Raw genomic sequence first — 19,036 nt, forward strand, 5'->3', positions numbered from 1 at the left:
GGCTATTCGTAGGCGCCCAGCCGGCGCTGTTCGTCCGGCGTGAAACTGGCATCGCGCAAGCGCTGCAGGGCTGCCGCATCCTGCGCGCCGCCGGGCAGGCCGGACTGCTGCGCCTTGAGCGCCTGGTACGCGATGATGCGCTGCTGCCACTGCGATTCCTCGCGGTCCAGTTCCGCCAGGCGCGCCGCCGCCGCCGGGGTGAAGGTGCTGGCGCGCAGGCGGTAGACTTCATTCTCGCCGCCGCCCTGCGCCCGTAAGGCTTTGACGGAGGCATCCAGCTGCGCCACCCTGACGGGGGCGTCGCGCGCATCGCGCTGTGCGGGTGACATTTTCTGGTCCAGCACGGCCAGTTGCGCCTGGCGCTGGGTTTCATCGAGCGACGGATCGCCGAGGATCGCCATGCGCGCCACGGCATCGTCGTCATACGCGTCGCTGGCGCCGAACAGGCCCGCGCTTTCTTCCGCCGTAAAATAATTGCCGCGCAGGGCGCGCATCGCTTGCAGGCGCGCGCGCGCCGCCACGGCGGGATCGGCCTGCGCCGGCAAGGCCTGTTCCGCACCGGCCAGCGCCTGCTTGTAGGCCAGGTAAGCACCCAGCAGGCGCTTGGCTTCGCGGGCGGGGACGGGCGCGAGGCGCCGGTCCAGTTCCGCCTCGATCTGGCTGCGGATGGCGGCCAGCGGTTTTTCACCGAGGCCCGCCAGGTAGTAGTCGAACAGGTGCCCCAGTTCCGCGTCGACCACCAGCTTGTCGCCGGCGGCCACCGTCACGTTGCCGTCGGGGCGCGTGCCTTCCATCGAGCGCACGAACGCGAACAGATCCGGTTCCGCCTTCTCCGGCGGCGGAGCGGGCGGCTCCCCCGGCCGCAATGCCAGGTACAGGACCAGGGCCGCCAGGCTGCCGCCGATGAGCCATCTCGCGTTCGTGCGCATCGCAGCCTCCTTACAGTCCCAGGCCTTGCAGGCGGTTGGCCTGCTGGCGGAAGACGGTGACGGGGTTCGTCTCGAACAGGTTGACGATGCCGACGAACTGGTTGACTTCATCGAGGTGGTTCATGGCGTAGTCGTCGCGGATCACCTTGCCCAGGTGGCTGGAGCAGCTGCTGACCAGACCATCGTTCTTCACGCCGCCGAAGGCCAGGCTGATGGCCGCCAGCGCCGGGTCGCCCACGTCGAGTACATTCGTGTACGGTTGCGCGCCGCTCCACGAAAAGTATTGCACGCCCTGCACCTGGTAGGCCCCTTCGCCGCAGGAGGAGGTGGGCACGCCTTGCGGATGGCGGCTATTGAAGGCCAGCGAACCGGCCGTGGACAGCGAGGCGAGCGAGGCGCCCGCGTTTTGCGGCAAGCCCTTGTTGCCCGACAAAATGCCGATCAGGGAAGCGAGCGCATTGCCCAGCGCGCCGCTGGTGTTGGGAATGGCGCCGCTGAGGATATCGGCCACCTTGGAACCCTTGTTGACGCCGGCCACGCTGGTGACGGACGCCACCAGGTCGGGCCGCACGGAGGCGACATAGCGGGCCGTGGGGCCGCCGTGGCTGTGGCCGATCAAGTTGACCTTGGCCGCGCCGGTGGCGGCGAGGATTTGCCGCACCTGCGACAGCAGCTGCTCGCCGCGCACTTCCGTGCTGTTGGCGGCCGAGACGGTGGTCACATACACTTGCGCGCCGCCGCTGCGCAGGGCGTCGGACACGCCATAGAAATAGTCGACGGGTCCCAGCTTGTCGAAGCCGAACAGGCCGTGCACGAGCACGATCGGGTACTTCGTTTGCGTGTAGCCGGCGGCGCCGGCGCTGCCGGGCAGGATGGCGAGGGAAAACAGCAGGGTGGATAGCAGTTGCCAAAAGCGAGTCTTCATTTTGTCTCCGTTATTATTGAATAGTGGAAATGTCGATGCTGTAGCGATGAACCGTGCACTCCTTACATTCTCGATGCATTAAAAATAGCGAGCGCTCGGTTTATTGAATGTAGCATTGCTGGATTTAAATTGCTGTGAATTACATGATGCAGCGCAATAACTGTGCGCATTTGGCGTTGCGTATGGGCCCATTGCATAGTTGAAAGGTCAAATAGTTGTTTTCCTGAGCTATAATCGGCCCCGCATCCGCCGTCCCGCCGTCTTGCAGCGCCGCCCAGGTGCTGTCTTACATTGCTCATACACCGTTACTTGGGAATGCACTTGTCGACCCATTTTAATTTTGAACAGTTTCAGCAGATGACGCCTTTGAATGGCGAAAACATCTGGGAATATATTCTTGACCGCCACGCGGAGCGCATCGGCGTCAAACGCCGCAAGCCGGCGCTGGAAAATCTCGAACGCATCTTCGTCGCCACCTTTCGCCTGGCCAATGACGTGGGTTTCCGCGCCATGAGCTTGCGCGACCTGTGCCGCGAAACGGGGCTGTCGATGGGCGGCCTGTATGGCTACATCACCAGCAAGGATCAATTGGCCGAAATGATCGAGGACGTGGTGCGCCACGCCACGCAAGCCTTGCCGCTGCTGTTCGTTGACGTGAAGTCGCCGCTGGACCGCCTGGAGGCGATGATACGCTCGTCGATCTACCTGTCCGAAGTGCTGCAGCCGTGGTTTTATTTCGTCTTCATGGATTCGCGCGTGCTGCAGGTGGAGCAGCGCAGCATGGCGAAAAATTCCGAGCTGTATGTGCAGACCCTGATCGCCGCCACCATCGCCGAAATCGAACCGAAGCCGCAGGGCGATCCCACCCTGCTGGCGGCGCACTGCCTGGCCCTGTTCCAGGACTGGTACGTGAAACGCTGGAAGTACCGCGCGGCGAAGGTCAATGTCGACGATTTTGCCGACAGCGTAGTCGGTACGGTGCGCGGATATTTGAGCATGACCGCCGCGTAAACCTCGGCGGCACCTGTCGGGTTACGCCGTCCCGGCTAACCCGACCTACGACTGGCGATTGATGCAGTAAGAAGTAGGTCGGATTAGCGAAGCGTAATCCGACAAGATACTGGTGATTGATGCAGTAAGAGGCAGGTCGGATTAGCGAAGCGTAATCCGACAAGATACGGTGTAAACCTCTGCGGCACTTGTCGGGTTACGCCGTCCCGGCTAACCCGACCTACGACTGGTGATCGATGCAGTAAGAGGTAGGTCGGATTAGCGAAGCGTAATCCGACAAGATACTGGTGATTGATGCAGTAAGAGGCAGGTCGGATTAGCGAAGCGTAATCCGACAAGTTACCTGTGTCAGTTCGTGGTTTCCACCGGCAGCGTCTCCGGCAGTGCTGCCGGGTCCGTCGGCGTCTCCGCCTCCATATCCAGCGTCTTCACGCCATTCATGTCGATGAATTCATCGTACAGCCATTCGCCGTCGACCTGGCTCAGGCCCGCCGGCACGTCGCGCGTGACTTGCGGGCGCGTCGACAGGGCCGTGCGCATGTAGTCGATCCAGATCGGCATGGCCAGGGTCGAACCGAATTCGCGTCCGCCCAGCGATTTGGGCTCGTCGTAGCCCATCCACGCCACCGCCACGATACCGCCGCTGTAGCCGGCGAACCAGCCGTCGACGGCGTCGCTGGTGGTACCCGTCTTGCCGGCGATGTCGCTGCGTCCCAGTTTTTTCGTCGCCGCCGCGCCCGTGCCCGTGCGGGCCACTTCGCGCAGCATGCTGTCCATCACGAAGGCGTTGCGCGGGTCCAGCGCCAGGGTCTTGTCGTCGTTCGGCGCGGGCGGCTTGGTCTGCATCAGGATGGTGCCCCTGGCGTCGACGATGCGGTCGATCAGGTACGGTTCCACCTGGTGGCCGCCATTGGCGAACAGGGCGTAGGCGCCCGCCATCTGCACGGGCGTGACGGAACCCGTGCCCAGCGCCATGGTCAGATTGCTGGGCTGGCGGGCCGGGTCGAAGCCGAATTTTTCCAGGAAGTCGTGCGTGTACGGCACGCCCAGCGCGCGCAGGATGCGCACCGAGGCCACGTTCTTCGACTGCGCCAGCGCGTAGCGCATGGTGATGGGGCCGTCGAACTTGAAGTCGTCATTCTGCGGCGCCCACACCTTGCCGCCCGCCTGCATTTCCAGTGGCACGTCATTGATCAGGGTGGCCGGCGAAAAGCCTTTTTCCAGCGCCGCCGAATACACGAAGGGCTTCATGGCCGAACCGGGCTGGCGCCACGCCTGCGTGACGTGATTGAACTTTTGCAGGTTGTAGTCGAAGCCGCCCACCATGGCGTGGTAGGCGCCCGTTTCCGCATCGAGCGAGACGAAGGCGGCGGCCACCAGCGGCACTTGCGTGATGGCCCAGTTGCCCTTGGCGTCCTGGCTGATGCGGATCACGGCGCCCGGGCGCAGCTTTATGCCGGCGCTCGCCTTGGCGGACAGGGCCGGGGCGGCAAAGCGCAAGCCGTCGCCCGTGATGGCCTTGGCGTCGCCGTCGCCCGTGTCGGCCACCACCTTGCCGCTGGCGACTTCCGTGACGACGGCGGCGATCAGGCCGTCGCTGTCCGGGCGTTTTTGCAGCGCAGCATCGATGGCGTCGTCGCGCTGCTCGGGATCGGCCGGCATGTCGATGAAGGTTTCCGGGCCGCGGTAGCCGTGGCGCTGGTCGTAGGCGATGACGTTGCGTCGCGTCGAGGCGTAGGCCGCATCCTGGTCCGCCTTCAGGATCGTCGTGTAGACGCTGATGCCCTTGATATAGCTGTCTTCCTTGAACTGCGCAAACACGGCCTGGCGCGCCAGTTCGGCCACGTATTCGGCGTGCGTGTCGAACCCCTGTTTGCCGCGGCTGTTGATATGCAGCGGCTGCGCCAGCGCCTGCCGGTACTGGCCTTCGCTGATGTAATCGAGTTCACGCATGCGTTTCAAGACCAGCTGCTGGCGCGCGTGCGCCTTTTTCGGGTTGCTGATCGGGTTGTGGCGCGACGGGTTTTGCGGCAAGCCGGCCAGCATGGCCATTTCCGCGATCGACAGTTCCGACAAGGGTTTGCCGAAATACGTCTGCGCCGCGCTGCCGAAGCCGAACGAGCGCTGGCCCAGGTACATCTGGTTCATGTACAGCTCGAGAATCTGCTCTTTCGACAGGGCCGCCTCGATTTTCAGGGCCAGCATGATTTCATTGAGCTTGCGCGAGGCGACTTTTTCGCGCGTCAGGAAGAAGTTGCGCGCCACCTGCATGGTGATGGTGGAGCCGCCGCCATGGCCGAAGCCGTGGCGCAGGTTCGACAGCACGGCGCCGCCGGCGCGCACGAAGTCGATGCCGTGGTGTTCGTAGAAGCGGCTGTCCTCGATGGCCAGCAGGGCTTTCTTCATCATTTCCGGCACTTGCGCAATCGGCACGAAGTCGCGGTGTTCTTCGCCGAATTCGCCGATCAGCACATTGTCGGCCGTGTACACGCGCAGCGGGATCTTCGGCTGGTAATCGGTGATGACGCCCAGCTCGGGCAGGCGCGGGCGCACGTACAGGAACAGATAAGCAGCCAGCAGCACGGCGGCGGCCAGCGCGGCGCCGCCGGCGATGATGAAGCCGCGCACGGTGGCGCGGCGGGAGGGCCAGGGGAATCCGGATCGTTTGGCAGTCAAGGCAGTCTCACGTGAGCGTGCAGGGCACGGTGGCAGCGATTATAGACCAATGCGGCGGCGCTTCCGGCGCGGGCACGGCGCCGGGACCGGGAGCAAAAAACCTTTTCATCGAAACGCGGCTGTGCGATAGTCTCGGCTTCAAGCAAATAGCCCGGGCATCGATCCGGGCTGTTTAATTTATACAATTAAGGATTTATTTATGGCAAAAGATGCAATGCCGAGCGCCGTGAAGCCGTACATACCGGCCGATGCGAAGCTGCCCGAGATGACCTTCCGCGCGCTGTTCATGGGCGTCATCCTGGGGATGGTCTTTGGCGCCTCCTCGCTGTACCTGGTGCTGAAGGTGGGCCTGACCGTCAGCGCCTCGATTCCCGTCGCCGTGATCGCCATCACCCTGTTCGGCCTGGCCAAGAAGGTGGGCGGCAAGGATTCGTCGATCCTGGAAAACAGCATCACGCAGACGGCCGGTTCGGCCGGCGAATCGCTGGCCTTCGGCCTGGGCGTGACCATGCCCGCCATCCTGATCCTCGGCTTCGACCTGGAAATCTCGCGGGTCATGCTGGTCGGTATCCTCGGCGGCCTGCTGGGCATCCTGATGATGATTCCCATGCGCCGTACCATGATCGTCGACCAGCACAAGGAACTCAAATTCCCCGAAGGCACGGCCTGCGCCGAAGTGCTCAAGGCAGCCGCCACGGAAGAATCGCGCATCGCCGCCGGCGAAAGCATCGAGAAGGATTCGGCCGCCGCGCTGGACGCCAAGCGCCGCGCCAAGATCATCTTCGGCGGTTTTGCCGTCGGCTTGCTGTATAAAGTCTTCAATATCTCGTTCAAGGGCTGGAAGGACACACCGGGCGTGGAATTTGCCGCGCCGCTCAAGGGCGGCTCCATCGGCGCCGAGATTTCCCCTGAATTGCTGGGCGTGGGCTACATCATCGGCCCGCGCATCGCCGCCACCATGGCGGCCGGCGGCGTGCTATCGTATTTGCTGTTGATCCCGATGATCAAGTTCTTCGGCGACAGCCTGACGACCGTGCTCTCGCCGGGCACCAAGTTGATCAGCGAAATGGGCGCGGACGACGTGCGCAGCGCCTACGTGCTGTACATCGGCGCGGGCGCCGTGGCCGCCGGCGGCCTGATTTCGCTGGTGCGCGCCATGCCCATGATCTGGCGCAGCCTGTCGGCCGGCCTGAAGGGCATCGGCAAGGGCGTCAAGACCGATTCCACCTTGCGCACGGACCAGGATATTCCCCTGAAATGGGTCGTCATCGGCTGCCTGTCCATCATCGCCGTGATCACGTTCGCCACGCCGCTGCACATGAATTTCCTCGGCGCGCTGCTGATCCTCGTCTTCGGCTTCCTGTTCGCCACCGTCTCGTCGCGCCTGACGGGCGAAATCGGCTCCTCGTCGAACCCGATCTCCGGCATGGCCGTGGCCACCCTGCTGTTTACTTGCCTGATCTTCCTGATCATGGGCTGGACGGGCGGGCGTTACTATGTGACGGCCCTGTCGGTGGGCGCCATCGTCTGCATCGCCGCCAGCAATGCGGGCACCACCTCGCAGGATTTGAAGACGGGTTACCTGGTCGGCGCCACGCCGCGCCTGCAGCAGTACGCGATTTTGGCGGGCGCCTTGTCGTCGGCCCTGATCCTCGGTCCGATTCTGCTGAAACTGAACGAGGCGAGCACCGTCTACGTGCCGGCCGCGCAAGTGGCGCCCGGCCTGACGGTCGATGCATCGAAGCTGACGGTGACGGGCGAGCTGCATGGCCCGCAAGCCGAGACCGACCACAACACGTATAAAGTCTGGCAAAAGACCGATACCGTGGGTGGCCCGGCCGGCAAATACTTCGTCAAGGAAGACGGCCAGCTCGCCTACCTGGTCGATCCGGGCATCAATGGCCACTACAGCAAGCGTCCGGACGGCTCGGAAGTGAAGAAATACGATGCGCCGAAAGCCGTGCTGATGTCCTACATCATCAAGGGCATCCTCGACCAGCAGCTGCCGTGGACCCTGGTGCTGTTCGGCGTGATGATCGCCGTGGTGCTGGAAATGGCCGGCATTCCATCGCTGGCGTTTTCGGTGGGCGTGTACCTGCCGCTGTCGTCGACCTTGCCGATCTTCGTCGGCGGCCTGGTGCGCTGGCTGGCGGACCGCCGCAACAACAAGCTGGAACACAACGCCAAGCTCAATGAAGAAGAACGCCAGCTGGCGGGCGACCGCAGTTCGGGCGTGCTGCTGGCGTCCGGCTACATCGCCGGCGGCGCGCTGGCCGGCATCATCATTGCCATCACGGCCGGCGTGCTCACGCACTTCGACCAGATGATGGCCGACTGGGCCGAACACGGCAATCCGTTCTACGCCGGCTTGAACGCGGATGCGCTGTCCCTGCTGCCGTATGCGGCCATCATCGTGCTGCTGTATATCGTGGCGCGCGAGAAGAAAATGGACCGCCCGCAGGCTTGATTTTTTAAGCACGCTAATGAAAACCGCCCGGTGTCATGACGATCCGGGCGGTTTTTTATGCGCGCCCGACAGGCCGCGCCGCCAGTTGCGCAGCGCTTGCGTAGATCGTCACGTGTTCGGACGCCATTTGGCGCAGGTGGTCATAAAATGCCTGCGCCGGTATGCACCATGACGCCGCGTCGCCCACGTGACCGTTGACGCGCAGGCCGGCGGCGTCGAACTCCCGGTGAAAGTAGTCGCGCAAGTCGCCGCGCCCGGGATGGTCGATGCGGCGCTGCGCGATGGCCGGATCGAAGGGGCGCACGGGCACGTCCCAGCGCCGGCCGGCGTGGTCCAGGCAGGTCAGCAGCTTTGTCTCGCCTGCCCACACGGGCACGGGAAAGGCCTCGCCCATGGCGTCTTCCAGCGCGTGATAGAACGTCACCGGTCCCATGGAAATGCCCAGGCCCAGCACCTTGGCCCGCTCGCAGCCGATGAAGCGCTGCCAGGGCGAATCCACGCCGAAAATCGACGGCGCGCGGTGATGCGCCTCGGTGAGCGCGGCGGCATGGCGGCCCCACGCGGACACGGAGTGGGTCGGGTGGATGCTGCGCCGCACACCGGCGCTGGCGAGGAACGCTTCGGGCAGGCGCCCCATGTGCGTGCCATGGCGGCGCGGGTCGAACACATAGTCTTTCATGTCGCAGGTGGCGCGCACGGTCCCGCCCGGCAGATAGTAGGTGGGCAGCAGCAGGGTGCCTTGCGGGCCGACGGCGTCCTGCAGGGCGCGTATCACGGCCGCCGCGCCGCCTTCCACGTAGCCGAGGCTTTTCAGCGAAGAGTGCACGAACAGCGTATCTCCGTGCGCGATGCCCAGCCGCGCCAGATCGGCGGCCAATCCGGCGCGCGTCACGTGGCGCGCGCCGTGGCGCATGTTGCGGGCGCTGGCGGCGCGGCGCCACGCTTGCAGCGCGGCCCTGGCGGTGCGCCTGGCCCCGTCAAGCATGGCCTGACTCCAATTCCAGCAGGTTGGCATCGATGCAGAACTTGGCGGCCCAGTTCAGGTAAGCCCAGGTGCCGTAGTCGCCATCGACGGGAAACGAGCCCTTGACGCCGCCGCGCGCGTGCGCGGGTCCGTCGATGCTGACCGCGCGCCGCACGTAACTATTCAGGCGCCGCGCCGCGTCGAGGTAGTGCCGCTCGCCCGTGAGCTGGTACAGCAGGAACAGACAATGCGCGTTTTGCGCGGAACCGGTAAGGCAGGCGTAGCCGGCCCCCGGCTGGAAGTCGGGTCCGAGACGGCCAGGCAGGTAGCCGTCGGCGGCCACGGCCCTGGCGACGCTCGTGCCGGTGCGCGCGGCGGCGTCCAGCAGGTCGGCGCGCGCCGAATAACGGTGCGCTTCGAGCACGCCGCGCAAGGCGTAGCCGATGGTATGGGTCAGGGGCAGCAGCGGGTTGTCCAGGCAGTTCGAGGCAAACCAGCCGTTGGGGCGCTGCTTCGTCAGCGCCCAGTCGACCTGGCGCAAGCCCGCCGCGCCATAGCCGTGGCCCGGCGCGACGCGGTCCGCTTCGAACAAGCCCCATGCCACGTGCGTTTCATAGGCCTTGTCGCCGGCGCTGGCGAACGGCGTCGGATGGCGGCGCCAGCAGCCGTCGGCATCCTGGCTGTCGCGCAGCCAGCGTGCGGCGCCGTGCATGGCGTCCTGGTAGGCGTCGCCGTACGCTGCCACGCCGGCCGCCAGGCCAAGCAGGATCTGGCCCGTGTTGAAGGTGACGGGCACGCGCGGCGTCGAATCGATCTTCCCGCCCTGGAAACCGCCTTCCGGGAACTGGATGGCCACGCACCAATCGAGCATGCGGCGCGCCCGCTCGTGCAGCGCATCATCCCCGCCCTCGTCGCCCGTGCGCTGCGCCAGGGCGATGACGGTGGGGATGATGTAGCCGGTGGTTTCGGGATAGGAGCTAGCCCAGCCCGTCAGCAGGCTGTAATCGCGCGCGACGCCGCCGTCGTTGGAGCCGGAATGGTCCTGCGCCGCGCATAGCCAGGCCGTGCAGGCCTTGACGACGGCTTGCGGCCCGGGATCAAAAGCGGGCAGGCCGCGCCTGTCCGACAGCCGCTCCATGCGCGCCGCCGCCGGCAGGCCCGGCTCCGGCGCAAGAGTATTCCTGAGTTTCGCGAGCAAGGCGCGCATGGCATTCCATCCGGTGGTTGGCTCAGGCTACTGTAGCGCCGGCCATCGGCAGGGCTATTGACTTACCGCAAGGATTGGCCGCCGTGTCGCTGCCGCGGGAATTGACGCATAATGGCTGTATCACCATCGCCGACGAGGACCGCCATGAACACCGTCACGCTTGAGTATTCGGTCGTCACCAATCCCGACTCGTTTGTCGGCTTCAAGTATTACGTCAAGGCGGGGCAGGCATTCGATGCCGACGATTTCGCCTATTCCTACAAGCTGAACCGGTCCGACCTGGACCCGGACAGCGTGCTGGCCACGCGCGAGGCGGCGGCGAATTTGCAGCCGGGCGAGTGGTTGACGGTGTCGCATTCGATTGCGGCGTAGCCGGCATCCTTATGCTGGCGCAAACCACGCGCGCAGTTCATCGACGGCCTTCTGCGCCGAGTCTTCGGTCAACGTGAGCACGATGACCATTTCCTGCGCCGGGCGATGCTGCCCATCGCTGCCGGCCAGCTCGATGGCTTGCCTGAAGCTCGTGTAGCAGGGGCCGAACTCCTGCGGGCATTGCTGCACGATGCGCGCCGCCTTGCCGGCGTTGCGGTCCGCCAGGTTGACGATGGGATTGCCGACATAAAATGGCTGGCCGTTGGCAAATGCGGTGCGCAGATACGGCGCGCATTGGCCGTCGAGGAAGGCCAGGCGTGCCTGCCAGTAGGCCTCAGCCGCCGCGTACGCGGCCTGATCTTCGAGAAAATCGGCAAACAGGAAGTCGTTCATATGGTCTCATCGGCTAGATGCCGAACACTTTCAGGATCGCGTCCGTAAAACCCTCGAACCAGCTGCCTACCTTGCCCGGCTGCTTGCCGTGGCGCGGGGTTTCTTCGTACAGGTAGACGCCGTTGCCGCCGTCGAAGCGGTCGTTGAGCAAGGCTTGCTGGCCGCGCAGGTAGGGCAGGAAGGTTTCGCTGCGCATCGTCGAGTACAGCACGTCGGTGCTGAAACCCAGGGTGGCGGACTGGCTGATGGAGCGGCCCTGGCCCGCCCGTTCCAGGCGCACGCCGCGGCAGCCGCGCACGATCAGGGTGACGGGGCCGCGAAACACGATGAAGCGCAGCTGCAATGTGAGCCAGGCGTGCAGACTGCCCAGGCGCCAGTGGCTCGATAGCGCCAGCGGCTGGCCAGCGTCGCAGACCAGGCCCACGAGGCCCCGCGGCTGGAACACGAGCGCGCTGCCGGCCGGCAGGCGGACGACGGCCACTTCCAGCAGCGGGTCGTCGCTGGCGGAAATCGTCACGGATGCGGTCACGTCGCTTTCCAGCCGCGTCAGCGCCGCCATGCCGGCGGCCAGGCTGGTGAAGGGAAAGCGCCAGTCCAGCAGCCACTGCGTGCGTTTATGCGTGCCGACGGGCGACGCTTGCAGGTATGCGGGGTGGAGCAGCATCTGCTGGCCGGGTTTGAGCTGCAGCGCCTGCGAGACGGCGGAGATGCGGGACTGGCCGTCGGGCGGCAGGGGGAGCGCAGTGGCCGTCACGCCCAGCGCGTGCGCGATGGACAAGGGCTTCAGGCGCGAAGCGATGGGCGCCAGCACGAAGTAAAAGAAGGCCTTGATGGCGACGGGCAGCAGGATGGCCGACAGCACCAGCAGGGCGGCCGTGGGCGCCACGTCGAGCACGGGAGCGCGCCAGCGGGCGATCCAGTTGCGCGCCAATTGGGTCTCTCCGGCCGCAATCGCCGCCCGCACGGGCGCCAGCGCGCCGCTCAAGGCTTGCTCGTCGACGGCGAATGGGGCGGGGCGGGCAGCATCGCTGGTGCGCGCGCGCTGCGCCAGCCAGGCCTGGTAGGCTTGCAGATTGATCTCGCGCAAGCGCTGGCCCTCCGCGTCGAGCTGCGACAGCTGCGCGTAGGCGTCGCTGCCGGGCAGGCGCGCGGCCAGCGGGTGCAGCGCTTCCAGTTCCCGGCGCTGGCGCAGATTATTGTGCAGCGCCGCATACGCGCTGACGTGTTCCGCATGCAGGCGCGCCAGCGTCTGGCGTGCATCTTCGCCGCTGATCGCCGCCTGCAGGGCGCTCAAGTAACGGGATTCCTGCACCAGCACTTCGATTTCCACGCGGCGCATGGCTTCGTCCTGCGCGTGCAGGGCCAGGGTGTGCGTGTCGGGCAGGGGAATAGTAAACAGCGACGGTTGCTGCCGCGCGCGCAAGGCCGTCAATTGCGCCTGCACTTGCTTCAGGCGTGCCGCGATGACCGCGTGCGAGGCGTGCTGCAAGGCGTTGACGCGCAGCGTGGCCGCCTCGGCCAGGCTGGCGCCATGGCTGCCGGCGCTGCCGGAAGCCTGGCGCAGGGCGGCGACAGCCTCGCTGCCGGCGCTGTAGCTGCGCCATTCGGCCAGCAGCAATCGGCCGGCCAGCAGGATGACGATGAACAGGGCGAACTGCAGCGCGTGGCGCAGCAGGAAGCGCAGGATGGCCGTCAGCAGCTGGCGCAAGGAGTAATCGCCTTAGCTTGCCGCGCTATCGGCGTCGGCACAGCATTTCTTGTATTTTTTACCGCTGCCGCAGTGGCACGGGTCGTTGCGGCCCGTTTTCGGCAGTTCGCGCAGCACGGTGGCGCCGGGCTGGCTTTGTTTCAGGTGGCGCTGGCGCGCCCAGGCGGCGTTGATGGCGATCACGGCGGGAATCACGCCATCCATGGCCGTTTCAGCCGCATCGTCATCGAGTTCGCTGGCGCTGGCCAGGTGCTGGAACGGCGCCAGGTATTCCGGGTGGCTGACGGCCAGGGCCGCCCACTGGGGCTTGTCCAGGCTGGTGCCCAGGATAAAGCCGGCGCACCAGGCGGGCACGCTCCATTCGGGGCCGCAGACGTAGATGGGCTCGAAGCTGTCCGGATCCTTCGCCAGCCATTCGACCATGTAGGCGTGGTGGCGGCGGGCCAGGCTGGCCGCCCGTTCGCTGGCAGCATCCGCTGCGGGCGCGGCGCTGCCGGCCGCCTTGTCCCATACCCATGGCAACCACTGTTCCGGCGCGATCTGCTTCGGGTTCAGGGCGACGGCCGTGAGAAAACCTTCGAGCATCGACACGTCCATGGCGCGGCCTTCCAGCGCGGGCGCGGCCAGCAGGGTGTCGAGTTCGGCGTATTCGTCGTCGGAGAGGGGCGAGGTGGTGGAGATGCTGGACATAATATTCTTTGGTGATGTGGGGGGAGTGGCCGGTGGCCCTGGCGGTATTGTACCGCCCGCCAAGGCAATAACCGGCGCCGGAATGAAAAACGGCGGCCCGCAGGCCGCCGTTTTCAGCTAAGGCAGAACGCTTACTTCACGCCGTGCATCAGTTTGTTGATCAGCGGTGCGATCAGGAACAACACGACGCCGGCGCCCAGCAGGGACCAGAAGCCGAAGGTATAGCCGGACAGGGCCGACTGCACCGACATGCCGCTCGTGCCGCTGACGTGGCTGGCGAAGATGCCCGACAGGTTGTTGCCGATGCCGGTCGACAGGAACCAGCCGCCCATGCCCAGGCCCACCAGGCGCACCGGCGCCAGCTTGGTGACCATGGACAGGCCGATAGGCGACAGGCACAGCTCGCCGATCGATTGCAGCACGTAGACGGTGGTCAGGGTCCAGAACGGGATCTTGTTATCGGCGCCAACCAGGCTCGACAGAGCGAAGATCAGCAGGCCGAAGGCCAGCGCATTGCCCAGCAAGCCCAGGCCGAATTTGCGCGGGATCGACGGGTTGACGTTGTGGCGCGCCAGGAAGACCCAGACGGCGGCGATGATCGGCGCGAAGACGATGATGGCGACCGAATTGACGGTCTGGAAGTAGGCGGTCGGGAAGATCCAGAAGCCCAGGTCGCGGTTGACGATCTTGTCAGCCAGGAAAGTAAACGAGCTGCCAGCCTGTTCGAAGAACATCCAGAACAGGATGTTGAAGACGAAGATCAGCAGCATGGCGATGACGCGGTCGCGCGCCACTTTGCCGTTGCGGATGCCTTCGATCATCAGCATGACGGCCAGACCGACGAACAGCACGGTCAGGACGATTTGCAGCTTTTCAGCGCCGACGGTCAGCAGGAAATACATCAGCGGGATTACGCACAGGGAGCCGACGGCCACCCAGACGACGCGCATCGGGTTGCCGGAACCGGCTTCCGGAGCGCCGATGCCCTTCAGGGCGCGGCGGCCGATGAAGAACCATACCAGGCTGATCAGCATGCCGAAACCGGAGGCCATGAAGACCATCTTGTACGACGGCATGGCGCTGGTGCCGAAGATCGACTCGGCCAGCCATTGCGTGAAGACAGGCGCGACCATGGCGCCCATGTTGATGCCCATGTAGAAGATCGTGAAACCACTGTCGCGGCGCGGATCGGCGGTCGTGTACAGCTTGCCGACCATGGTCGAGATGTTCGGCTTGAACATGCCGTTACCGACGATCATCGTGGCCAGGCCCAGGTTGAAGATGTCCTGGTTCGGCACGGAGATGCAGAACAGGCCGGCAGCCATGAAGATGGCGCCCAGCAGGATGGAACGCTGGTAACCGATGACCCGGTCGGCGATGTAACCGCCGAACAGGGCGCCGGCGTACACCAGCGCGAGGAAGGAACCGTAGGTCAGGTTGGCCGCTGCCTGTCCCGAACCGTCGCCGCCGTGGAACTGGGCCACGATGTACAGTACCAGCGCCCAGCGAACTCCGTAGAACGCGAAGCGTTCCCAGAATTCAGTCATGAACAACATCCACAATGGGCTTGGATGGCCCATAATCTGCTTGAACTCGGGAATAACGGCTTCCTTGTTGGGCGTAGTCGCACCGCTCATGCGGTTCCTCCTGAAAAATTATTATAGTCAATCGATACAACGAACTTATGGAAGCCTGCGGGCGGCGGGGACTCTCATGAAGAACCGTACGCACGGGAATTCCAATAGGCTGGCATTCTAATCTACAAATTGCGCGGAGCGAAGGTTTCGATTCGCATTAGCAAGAATGACTGTTTCATATTAGTCAAACCGGTTTGCAGGCAAGAACGGCCCGGGCGATTTTGCGGCGGCACAGCACAACTTGCCTGACTTGTCGTATATTAAGGCTGCAAGACCTTCGAGCATCGATTTTTAAAGGATTTTTCGCATTATGGAACACGACGTTATCGATACTCTGGTTTCACCGGAAGGCCGCCTGGACGTGCTCTCCAAGACTGAAGTCAACAAACTGCTCGACACCAGCCAGGGCGGCCTGTACAACACTTTCCGCCGCTGCGCGCTGGCGGTCTTGAATTGCGGCAGCACCATCGACGATGGCCGCGCCCTGCTGGAGCGCTACCAGTCGTTTGAAATCTCCATCATCCAGCGCGAGCGCGGTATCAAGCTCGACATCAAGGGCGCGCCAGCCATCGCCTTCGTCGACGGCAAGATGATCAAGGGCATCCACGAGCACCTGTTTGCCGTGCTGCGCGACATCATCTTCGTCAGCGACGAAGTGACGGGCAACCCGAAATTCGACTTGCAGAGCACGGAAGGCGTGACGGACGCCGTCTTCCACATCCTGCGCAACGCCAACGTGCTGCAAACCCAGCTCAACCCGAACCTGGTCGTCTGCTGGGGCGGCCACTCGATCAACCGCGCCGAATACAATTATTCGAAGGAAGTGGGCTACCAGCTGGGCTTGCGCGGCCTCGACATCTGCACGGGCTGCGGCCCGGGCGCCATGAAGGGCCCCATGAAGGGCGCCACCATCGGCCATGCCAAGCAGCGTTTGCACAATGGCCGCTATCTCGGCATCACCGAGCCGGGCATCATCGCGGCCGAATCGCCGAACCCCATCGTCAATGACCTGGTCATCATGCCGGACATCGAAAAGCGCCTGGAAGCGTTCGTGCGCGCCGGTCACGGCATCGTCGTCTTCCCCGGCGGCGCGGGCACGGCCGAAGAGATTCTGTACATCCTCGGCATCCTGCTGCACCCGGACAATGCGGAGATTCCGTTCCCGCTGATCTTCACGGGCCCGGAAACGTCGCGCGAGTACTTCGTGCAGATCAACCAGTTCATCCACGACACGCTGGGCCCGGAAGCGCAGCAGCGCTATAAAATCATCATCGACGACCCGGAACTGGTGGCGCGCGAAATGCTCGAAGGCATACGCCAGGTGCGCGAATTCCGCAAGGCGCACAGCGACGCGTATTACTTCAATTGGCTCTTGAAAATCGACCACGAGTTCCAGAAGCCGTTCCAGCCCACGCATGAAAACATGCGCAATCTGAGCCTGCATAAGAACCAGCCCACGCACTTGCTGGCGGCCCAGCTGCGCCGCGCGTTCTCGGGCGTGGTGGCGGGCAACGTCAAGGATGACGGCATCCGCTCGATCGAAAAGCACGGCAACTTCGAGATCCATGGCGACAAATCCATCGCCGGCCCCATGGATGCGCTGCTGGCCTCGTTCGTCGCGCAGCACCGCATGAAACTGGCGGGCACGGCCTACGTGCCGTGCTACACCGTGGTCCAGTAAGCCGTTTTCCAGCCAGCGCCGCCCGCCTCCTGCGTTTGCAAGGGGGGCGGGCGGCGTTTTTTCATCCGCGTTCCCATCCATGCACCCACCGTGTTCCTTCGCCGCCACAGGCAATCAAATCGCTTGCGTCATCGATGCGTGGGTGCTATCTTTGGAACCGGTTCCAAAATAAAAATATGCAGATCAACAGGTAGTGGAGAGCACCTTGGATTCAGTACGCGGCAACAAAAAAACAGCCTCCGGCGAGCCGCCACGGCCCGTGACCATCGCCCAGGTGGCGCGTGAGGCGGGCGTGTCGAAAACGAGCGTGTCGCGCTTTCTCGGCGGCGAACTCGATGCCCTGTCCGAAAATATCCGCCAGCAGATCGCCAGCACCATCGCGCGTCTCGGCTACCAGCCGAACCAGATGGCGCGCGGTCTCAAGCGGGGACGCACGCGCCTGATCGGCATGGTCGTGGCCGACATGCTCAATCCCTACACGGTGGCCGTGCTGCAAGGCGTCGAAGCGGCTTGCCAGCAGCACGGCTATACCTTGATTTTGTGCAATACCGGCAATGACGAACAGCGCGAACGCCAGTCGCTGGCCGCGCTGCGCTCGTACAGCGTGGAAGGGTTGATCGTCAATACGCAGGGGCGCAATATTCAGTCGTCCGACTTGCAGCAGGCGGACATGCCCATCGTGCTGGTCGACCGCCGCATCGAGGGCGCCGATTTCGACCTCGTGGGCCTGGACAATGTGCAGGCGGGCCGGCTGGCCACCGCGCATCTGATCGAACAGGGTTTCGACGCCATCGCCTTCGTCGCGCCGCCATTGACGGGCGTCAGCTCGCGGCTGATGCGCGCCGACGGTTTCCAGGCCGTGATGGCCGAGCATCCGGGCTGCGTGGGCGAAGTGCTGGCCGTGGACCTGGACGACCGGCCCGCCATCGACGCGCAGGTGCGTCTATGCCTGGCGCGGTGGCGCGGCCGCCGCGTGGCGCTGCTGGCCTCGAACGGCATGGTGGCGCTGGAACTGGCGCTGATGCTGCAGCGCCTTGCCTTGCGCATGCCGCAGGACGTGGGCTTGCTGGGCTTTGACGAGTTGCCGTGGTCGCCGTTGGCGGGCCTGAGCACGATCGAGCAGCAGACCTATGAGATCGGCTTTTCGGCGATGACGTGCATGCTGTCGCGCCTGCAGGGCGATCAATGCCCGCCGCGCGAGGTGCTGTTGCCGGGCAAGTTGATTGTGCGCCATTCCACCCAGGGTAGCGAAGTACGCAAGGGCGGCGACGCTTGAGGAGGGGAAGGGGGCCTTGCCCTTTTTTTTGAGATAGTTATGGAACCGGTTTCATAGATGGTATTCACCTGGGAAAGGAGCGCGGATAGTCAGGCAGGGCAATGGTTGGCATGAAGTTGAAATGACACGGCAAGAGACGATCTGAATCGTCCATTTGACAATATTCCCGGCAGTGCCTCGACGAGGCCGGTACCGGGATCACAGGAGACTGAAGCATGAAGATGACTACACTGTTGTATTCGAAGATCGTGGCGTGCGCGCTCGCAGCGACGTTTGCCCTGGGGGCGGCGGCCGATGCCGGCGCCCAGACGCTTGGCGACCTGATCAAGAAAGGCAAGCTGACCATCGGCGTGGTCAGCGGCACGCCGCCGTTCGGCAGCATCGACGCCAAGGGCGCGCCCGTCGGCTATGACGTCGACGTCGCCAACCTGATCGGCAAATACATGAACCTGCCCGTGGAAATAGTCCCGTTGACGGCGCCGTCGCGCGTGCCGTCGCTGGAGTCGGGCAAGGTCGATTTCCTCGTGGCGACCCTGGCGCCCACGCCGGAACGGGCCAAGACCCTGATGTTCACCATGCCTTACAGCGCGTTCGAACTGGCCATCGTCGCGCCGGTGGGCGGCAAATTCAAGGCCCTGGCCGAGTTGAAGGGCAAGAAAGTGGGCGTGACGCGCGGCACCACCAACGATACGGCCTTGAGCCGCCTGGCGCCGGCCGGCACCAATATCGTGCGTTTCGAGGATGACGCCACCGTCACCCAGGCCTTGCTCAGCAAGCAGGTCGACGCCGTCTCGATTCCCAGCACGATGGCGCTCGACATCATCAAGACGCGCGGCGCGGGCAAGATCGAGGTCCGCTTCACCTACTCGCTGCAGCCGAACTCGATGGCGGTGCGCCGCGGCGACTTCGAGCTGCACCAGTGGCTCAACAACTTCATCTACTACGTCAAGCTGAACGGCGAACTCGACGCCATCGCGCGCAAGTGGAGCGGCGCGCCGCTGCCAGCGCTGCCGACTTTCTGATACCGCAAGCCGCATAGGAAAGTGCCCGTCCGCACGGCGCGCCGCCATGGTGGCGCGGCCGGGGACGCGCACGCAGAC

At 64.5% G+C, this 19,036-nt stretch carries 15 protein-coding genes; 6 read left to right on the forward strand and 9 right to left on the reverse strand.

Annotated features, from left to right (window positions below; translation table 11 throughout):
• Positions 1–2 precede the first annotated feature (2 nt).
• Entirely contained in the window at positions 3–929 is a 927-nt protein-coding gene (locus OX462_RS11445; RefSeq protein WP_409028440.1) for a lipase secretion chaperone, read from the reverse strand.
• 10 nt (positions 930–939) lie between these two features.
• Positions 940–1,854, reverse strand: a complete 915-nt coding sequence (locus tag OX462_RS11450; protein WP_409028441.1) for a lipase family alpha/beta hydrolase — start codon at positions 1,852–1,854, stop codon at positions 940–942.
• Between the two features lie 357 nt (positions 1,855–2,211).
• Here OX462_RS11450 and OX462_RS11455 point away from each other — a divergent pair, with 357 nt between their 5' ends.
• The gene (locus OX462_RS11455; protein ID WP_257218064.1) at positions 2,212–2,865 is read left to right on the forward strand and encodes a TetR/AcrR family transcriptional regulator; all 654 of its coding nucleotides are present in this window, start codon (positions 2,212–2,214) and stop codon (positions 2,863–2,865) included.
• Between the two features lie 348 nt (positions 2,866–3,213).
• Here the strand turns inward: OX462_RS11455 and OX462_RS11460 are convergent, their stop codons facing one another.
• Entirely contained in the window at positions 3,214–5,541 is a 2,328-nt protein-coding gene (locus tag OX462_RS11460) for a penicillin-binding protein 1A (RefSeq protein ID WP_409028442.1), read from the reverse strand.
• Between the two features lie 199 nt (positions 5,542–5,740).
• Between OX462_RS11460 and OX462_RS11465 the strand changes: the two genes are divergently transcribed.
• The gene (locus OX462_RS11465) at positions 5,741–8,008 is read left to right on the forward strand and encodes an OPT family oligopeptide transporter (protein WP_409028443.1); all 2,268 of its coding nucleotides are present in this window, start codon (positions 5,741–5,743) and stop codon (positions 8,006–8,008) included.
• Between the two features lie 55 nt (positions 8,009–8,063).
• Here the strand turns inward: OX462_RS11465 and OX462_RS11470 are convergent, their stop codons facing one another.
• A complete protein-coding gene (locus tag OX462_RS11470) occupies positions 8,064–8,993 on the reverse strand; it encodes an AAC(3) family N-acetyltransferase (RefSeq protein ID WP_409028444.1) in 930 nt (309 codons plus the stop codon).
• Positions 8,986–10,179: a prenyltransferase/squalene oxidase repeat-containing protein gene (locus OX462_RS11475; RefSeq protein WP_409028445.1), complete on the reverse strand. Its 1,194-nt coding sequence runs from the start codon at positions 10,177–10,179 to the stop codon at positions 8,986–8,988. The genes OX462_RS11470 and OX462_RS11475 overlap by 8 nt, the downstream gene beginning before the upstream one ends.
• Positions 10,180–10,323: 144 nt before the next feature.
• Between OX462_RS11475 and OX462_RS11480 the strand changes: the two genes are divergently transcribed.
• Positions 10,324–10,551, forward strand: a complete 228-nt coding sequence (locus OX462_RS11480) for a hypothetical protein (RefSeq protein WP_070291560.1) — start codon at positions 10,324–10,326, stop codon at positions 10,549–10,551.
• 9 nt (positions 10,552–10,560) lie between these two features.
• Here OX462_RS11480 and OX462_RS11485 read toward each other — a convergent pair whose 3' ends face one another.
• The 4 genes from OX462_RS11485 to OX462_RS11500 all read right to left on the reverse strand — a co-directional run bounded on the left by OX462_RS11485 (position 10,561) and on the right by OX462_RS11500 (position 14,979).
• Complete coding sequence (locus OX462_RS11485; protein ID WP_409028446.1) at positions 10,561–10,944, reverse strand: hypothetical protein; 384 nt, start codon at positions 10,942–10,944, stop codon at positions 10,561–10,563.
• Positions 10,945–10,957: 13 nt separating this feature from the next.
• A complete protein-coding gene (locus OX462_RS11490) occupies positions 10,958–12,652 on the reverse strand; it encodes a hypothetical protein (protein WP_409028447.1) in 1,695 nt (564 codons plus the stop codon).
• A 12-nt stretch (positions 12,653–12,664) separates the two neighbouring features.
• The gene (locus OX462_RS11495) at positions 12,665–13,342 is read right to left on the reverse strand and encodes a UPF0149 family protein (RefSeq protein WP_409028448.1); all 678 of its coding nucleotides are present in this window, start codon (positions 13,340–13,342) and stop codon (positions 12,665–12,667) included.
• Between the two features lie 131 nt (positions 13,343–13,473).
• Positions 13,474–14,979: a peptide MFS transporter gene (locus OX462_RS11500; protein WP_070219941.1), complete on the reverse strand. Its 1,506-nt coding sequence runs from the start codon at positions 14,977–14,979 to the stop codon at positions 13,474–13,476.
• A 310-nt stretch (positions 14,980–15,289) separates the two neighbouring features.
• Between OX462_RS11500 and ppnN the strand changes: the two genes are divergently transcribed.
• The 3 genes from ppnN (at position 15,290) to OX462_RS11515 (ending at position 18,958) form a co-directional block, all read left to right on the forward strand.
• Complete coding sequence (gene ppnN, locus OX462_RS11505) at positions 15,290–16,660, forward strand: nucleotide 5'-monophosphate nucleosidase PpnN (RefSeq protein WP_070219944.1); 1,371 nt, start codon at positions 15,290–15,292, stop codon at positions 16,658–16,660.
• A gap of 205 nt (positions 16,661–16,865) precedes the next feature.
• A complete protein-coding gene (locus OX462_RS11510; RefSeq protein WP_409028449.1) occupies positions 16,866–17,936 on the forward strand; it encodes a LacI family DNA-binding transcriptional regulator in 1,071 nt (356 codons plus the stop codon).
• Positions 17,937–18,151: 215 nt separating this feature from the next.
• Positions 18,152–18,958 (forward strand): transporter substrate-binding domain-containing protein, encoded by an 807-nt coding sequence (locus tag OX462_RS11515; protein WP_070219948.1) that lies wholly within the window; start codon positions 18,152–18,154, stop codon positions 18,956–18,958.
• The last annotated feature ends 78 nt before the right edge of the window (positions 18,959–19,036 follow it).

This window comes from Janthinobacterium aestuarii (assembly GCF_046113285.1).
GTDB lineage: Bacteria > Pseudomonadota > Gammaproteobacteria > Burkholderiales > Burkholderiaceae_D > Janthinobacterium.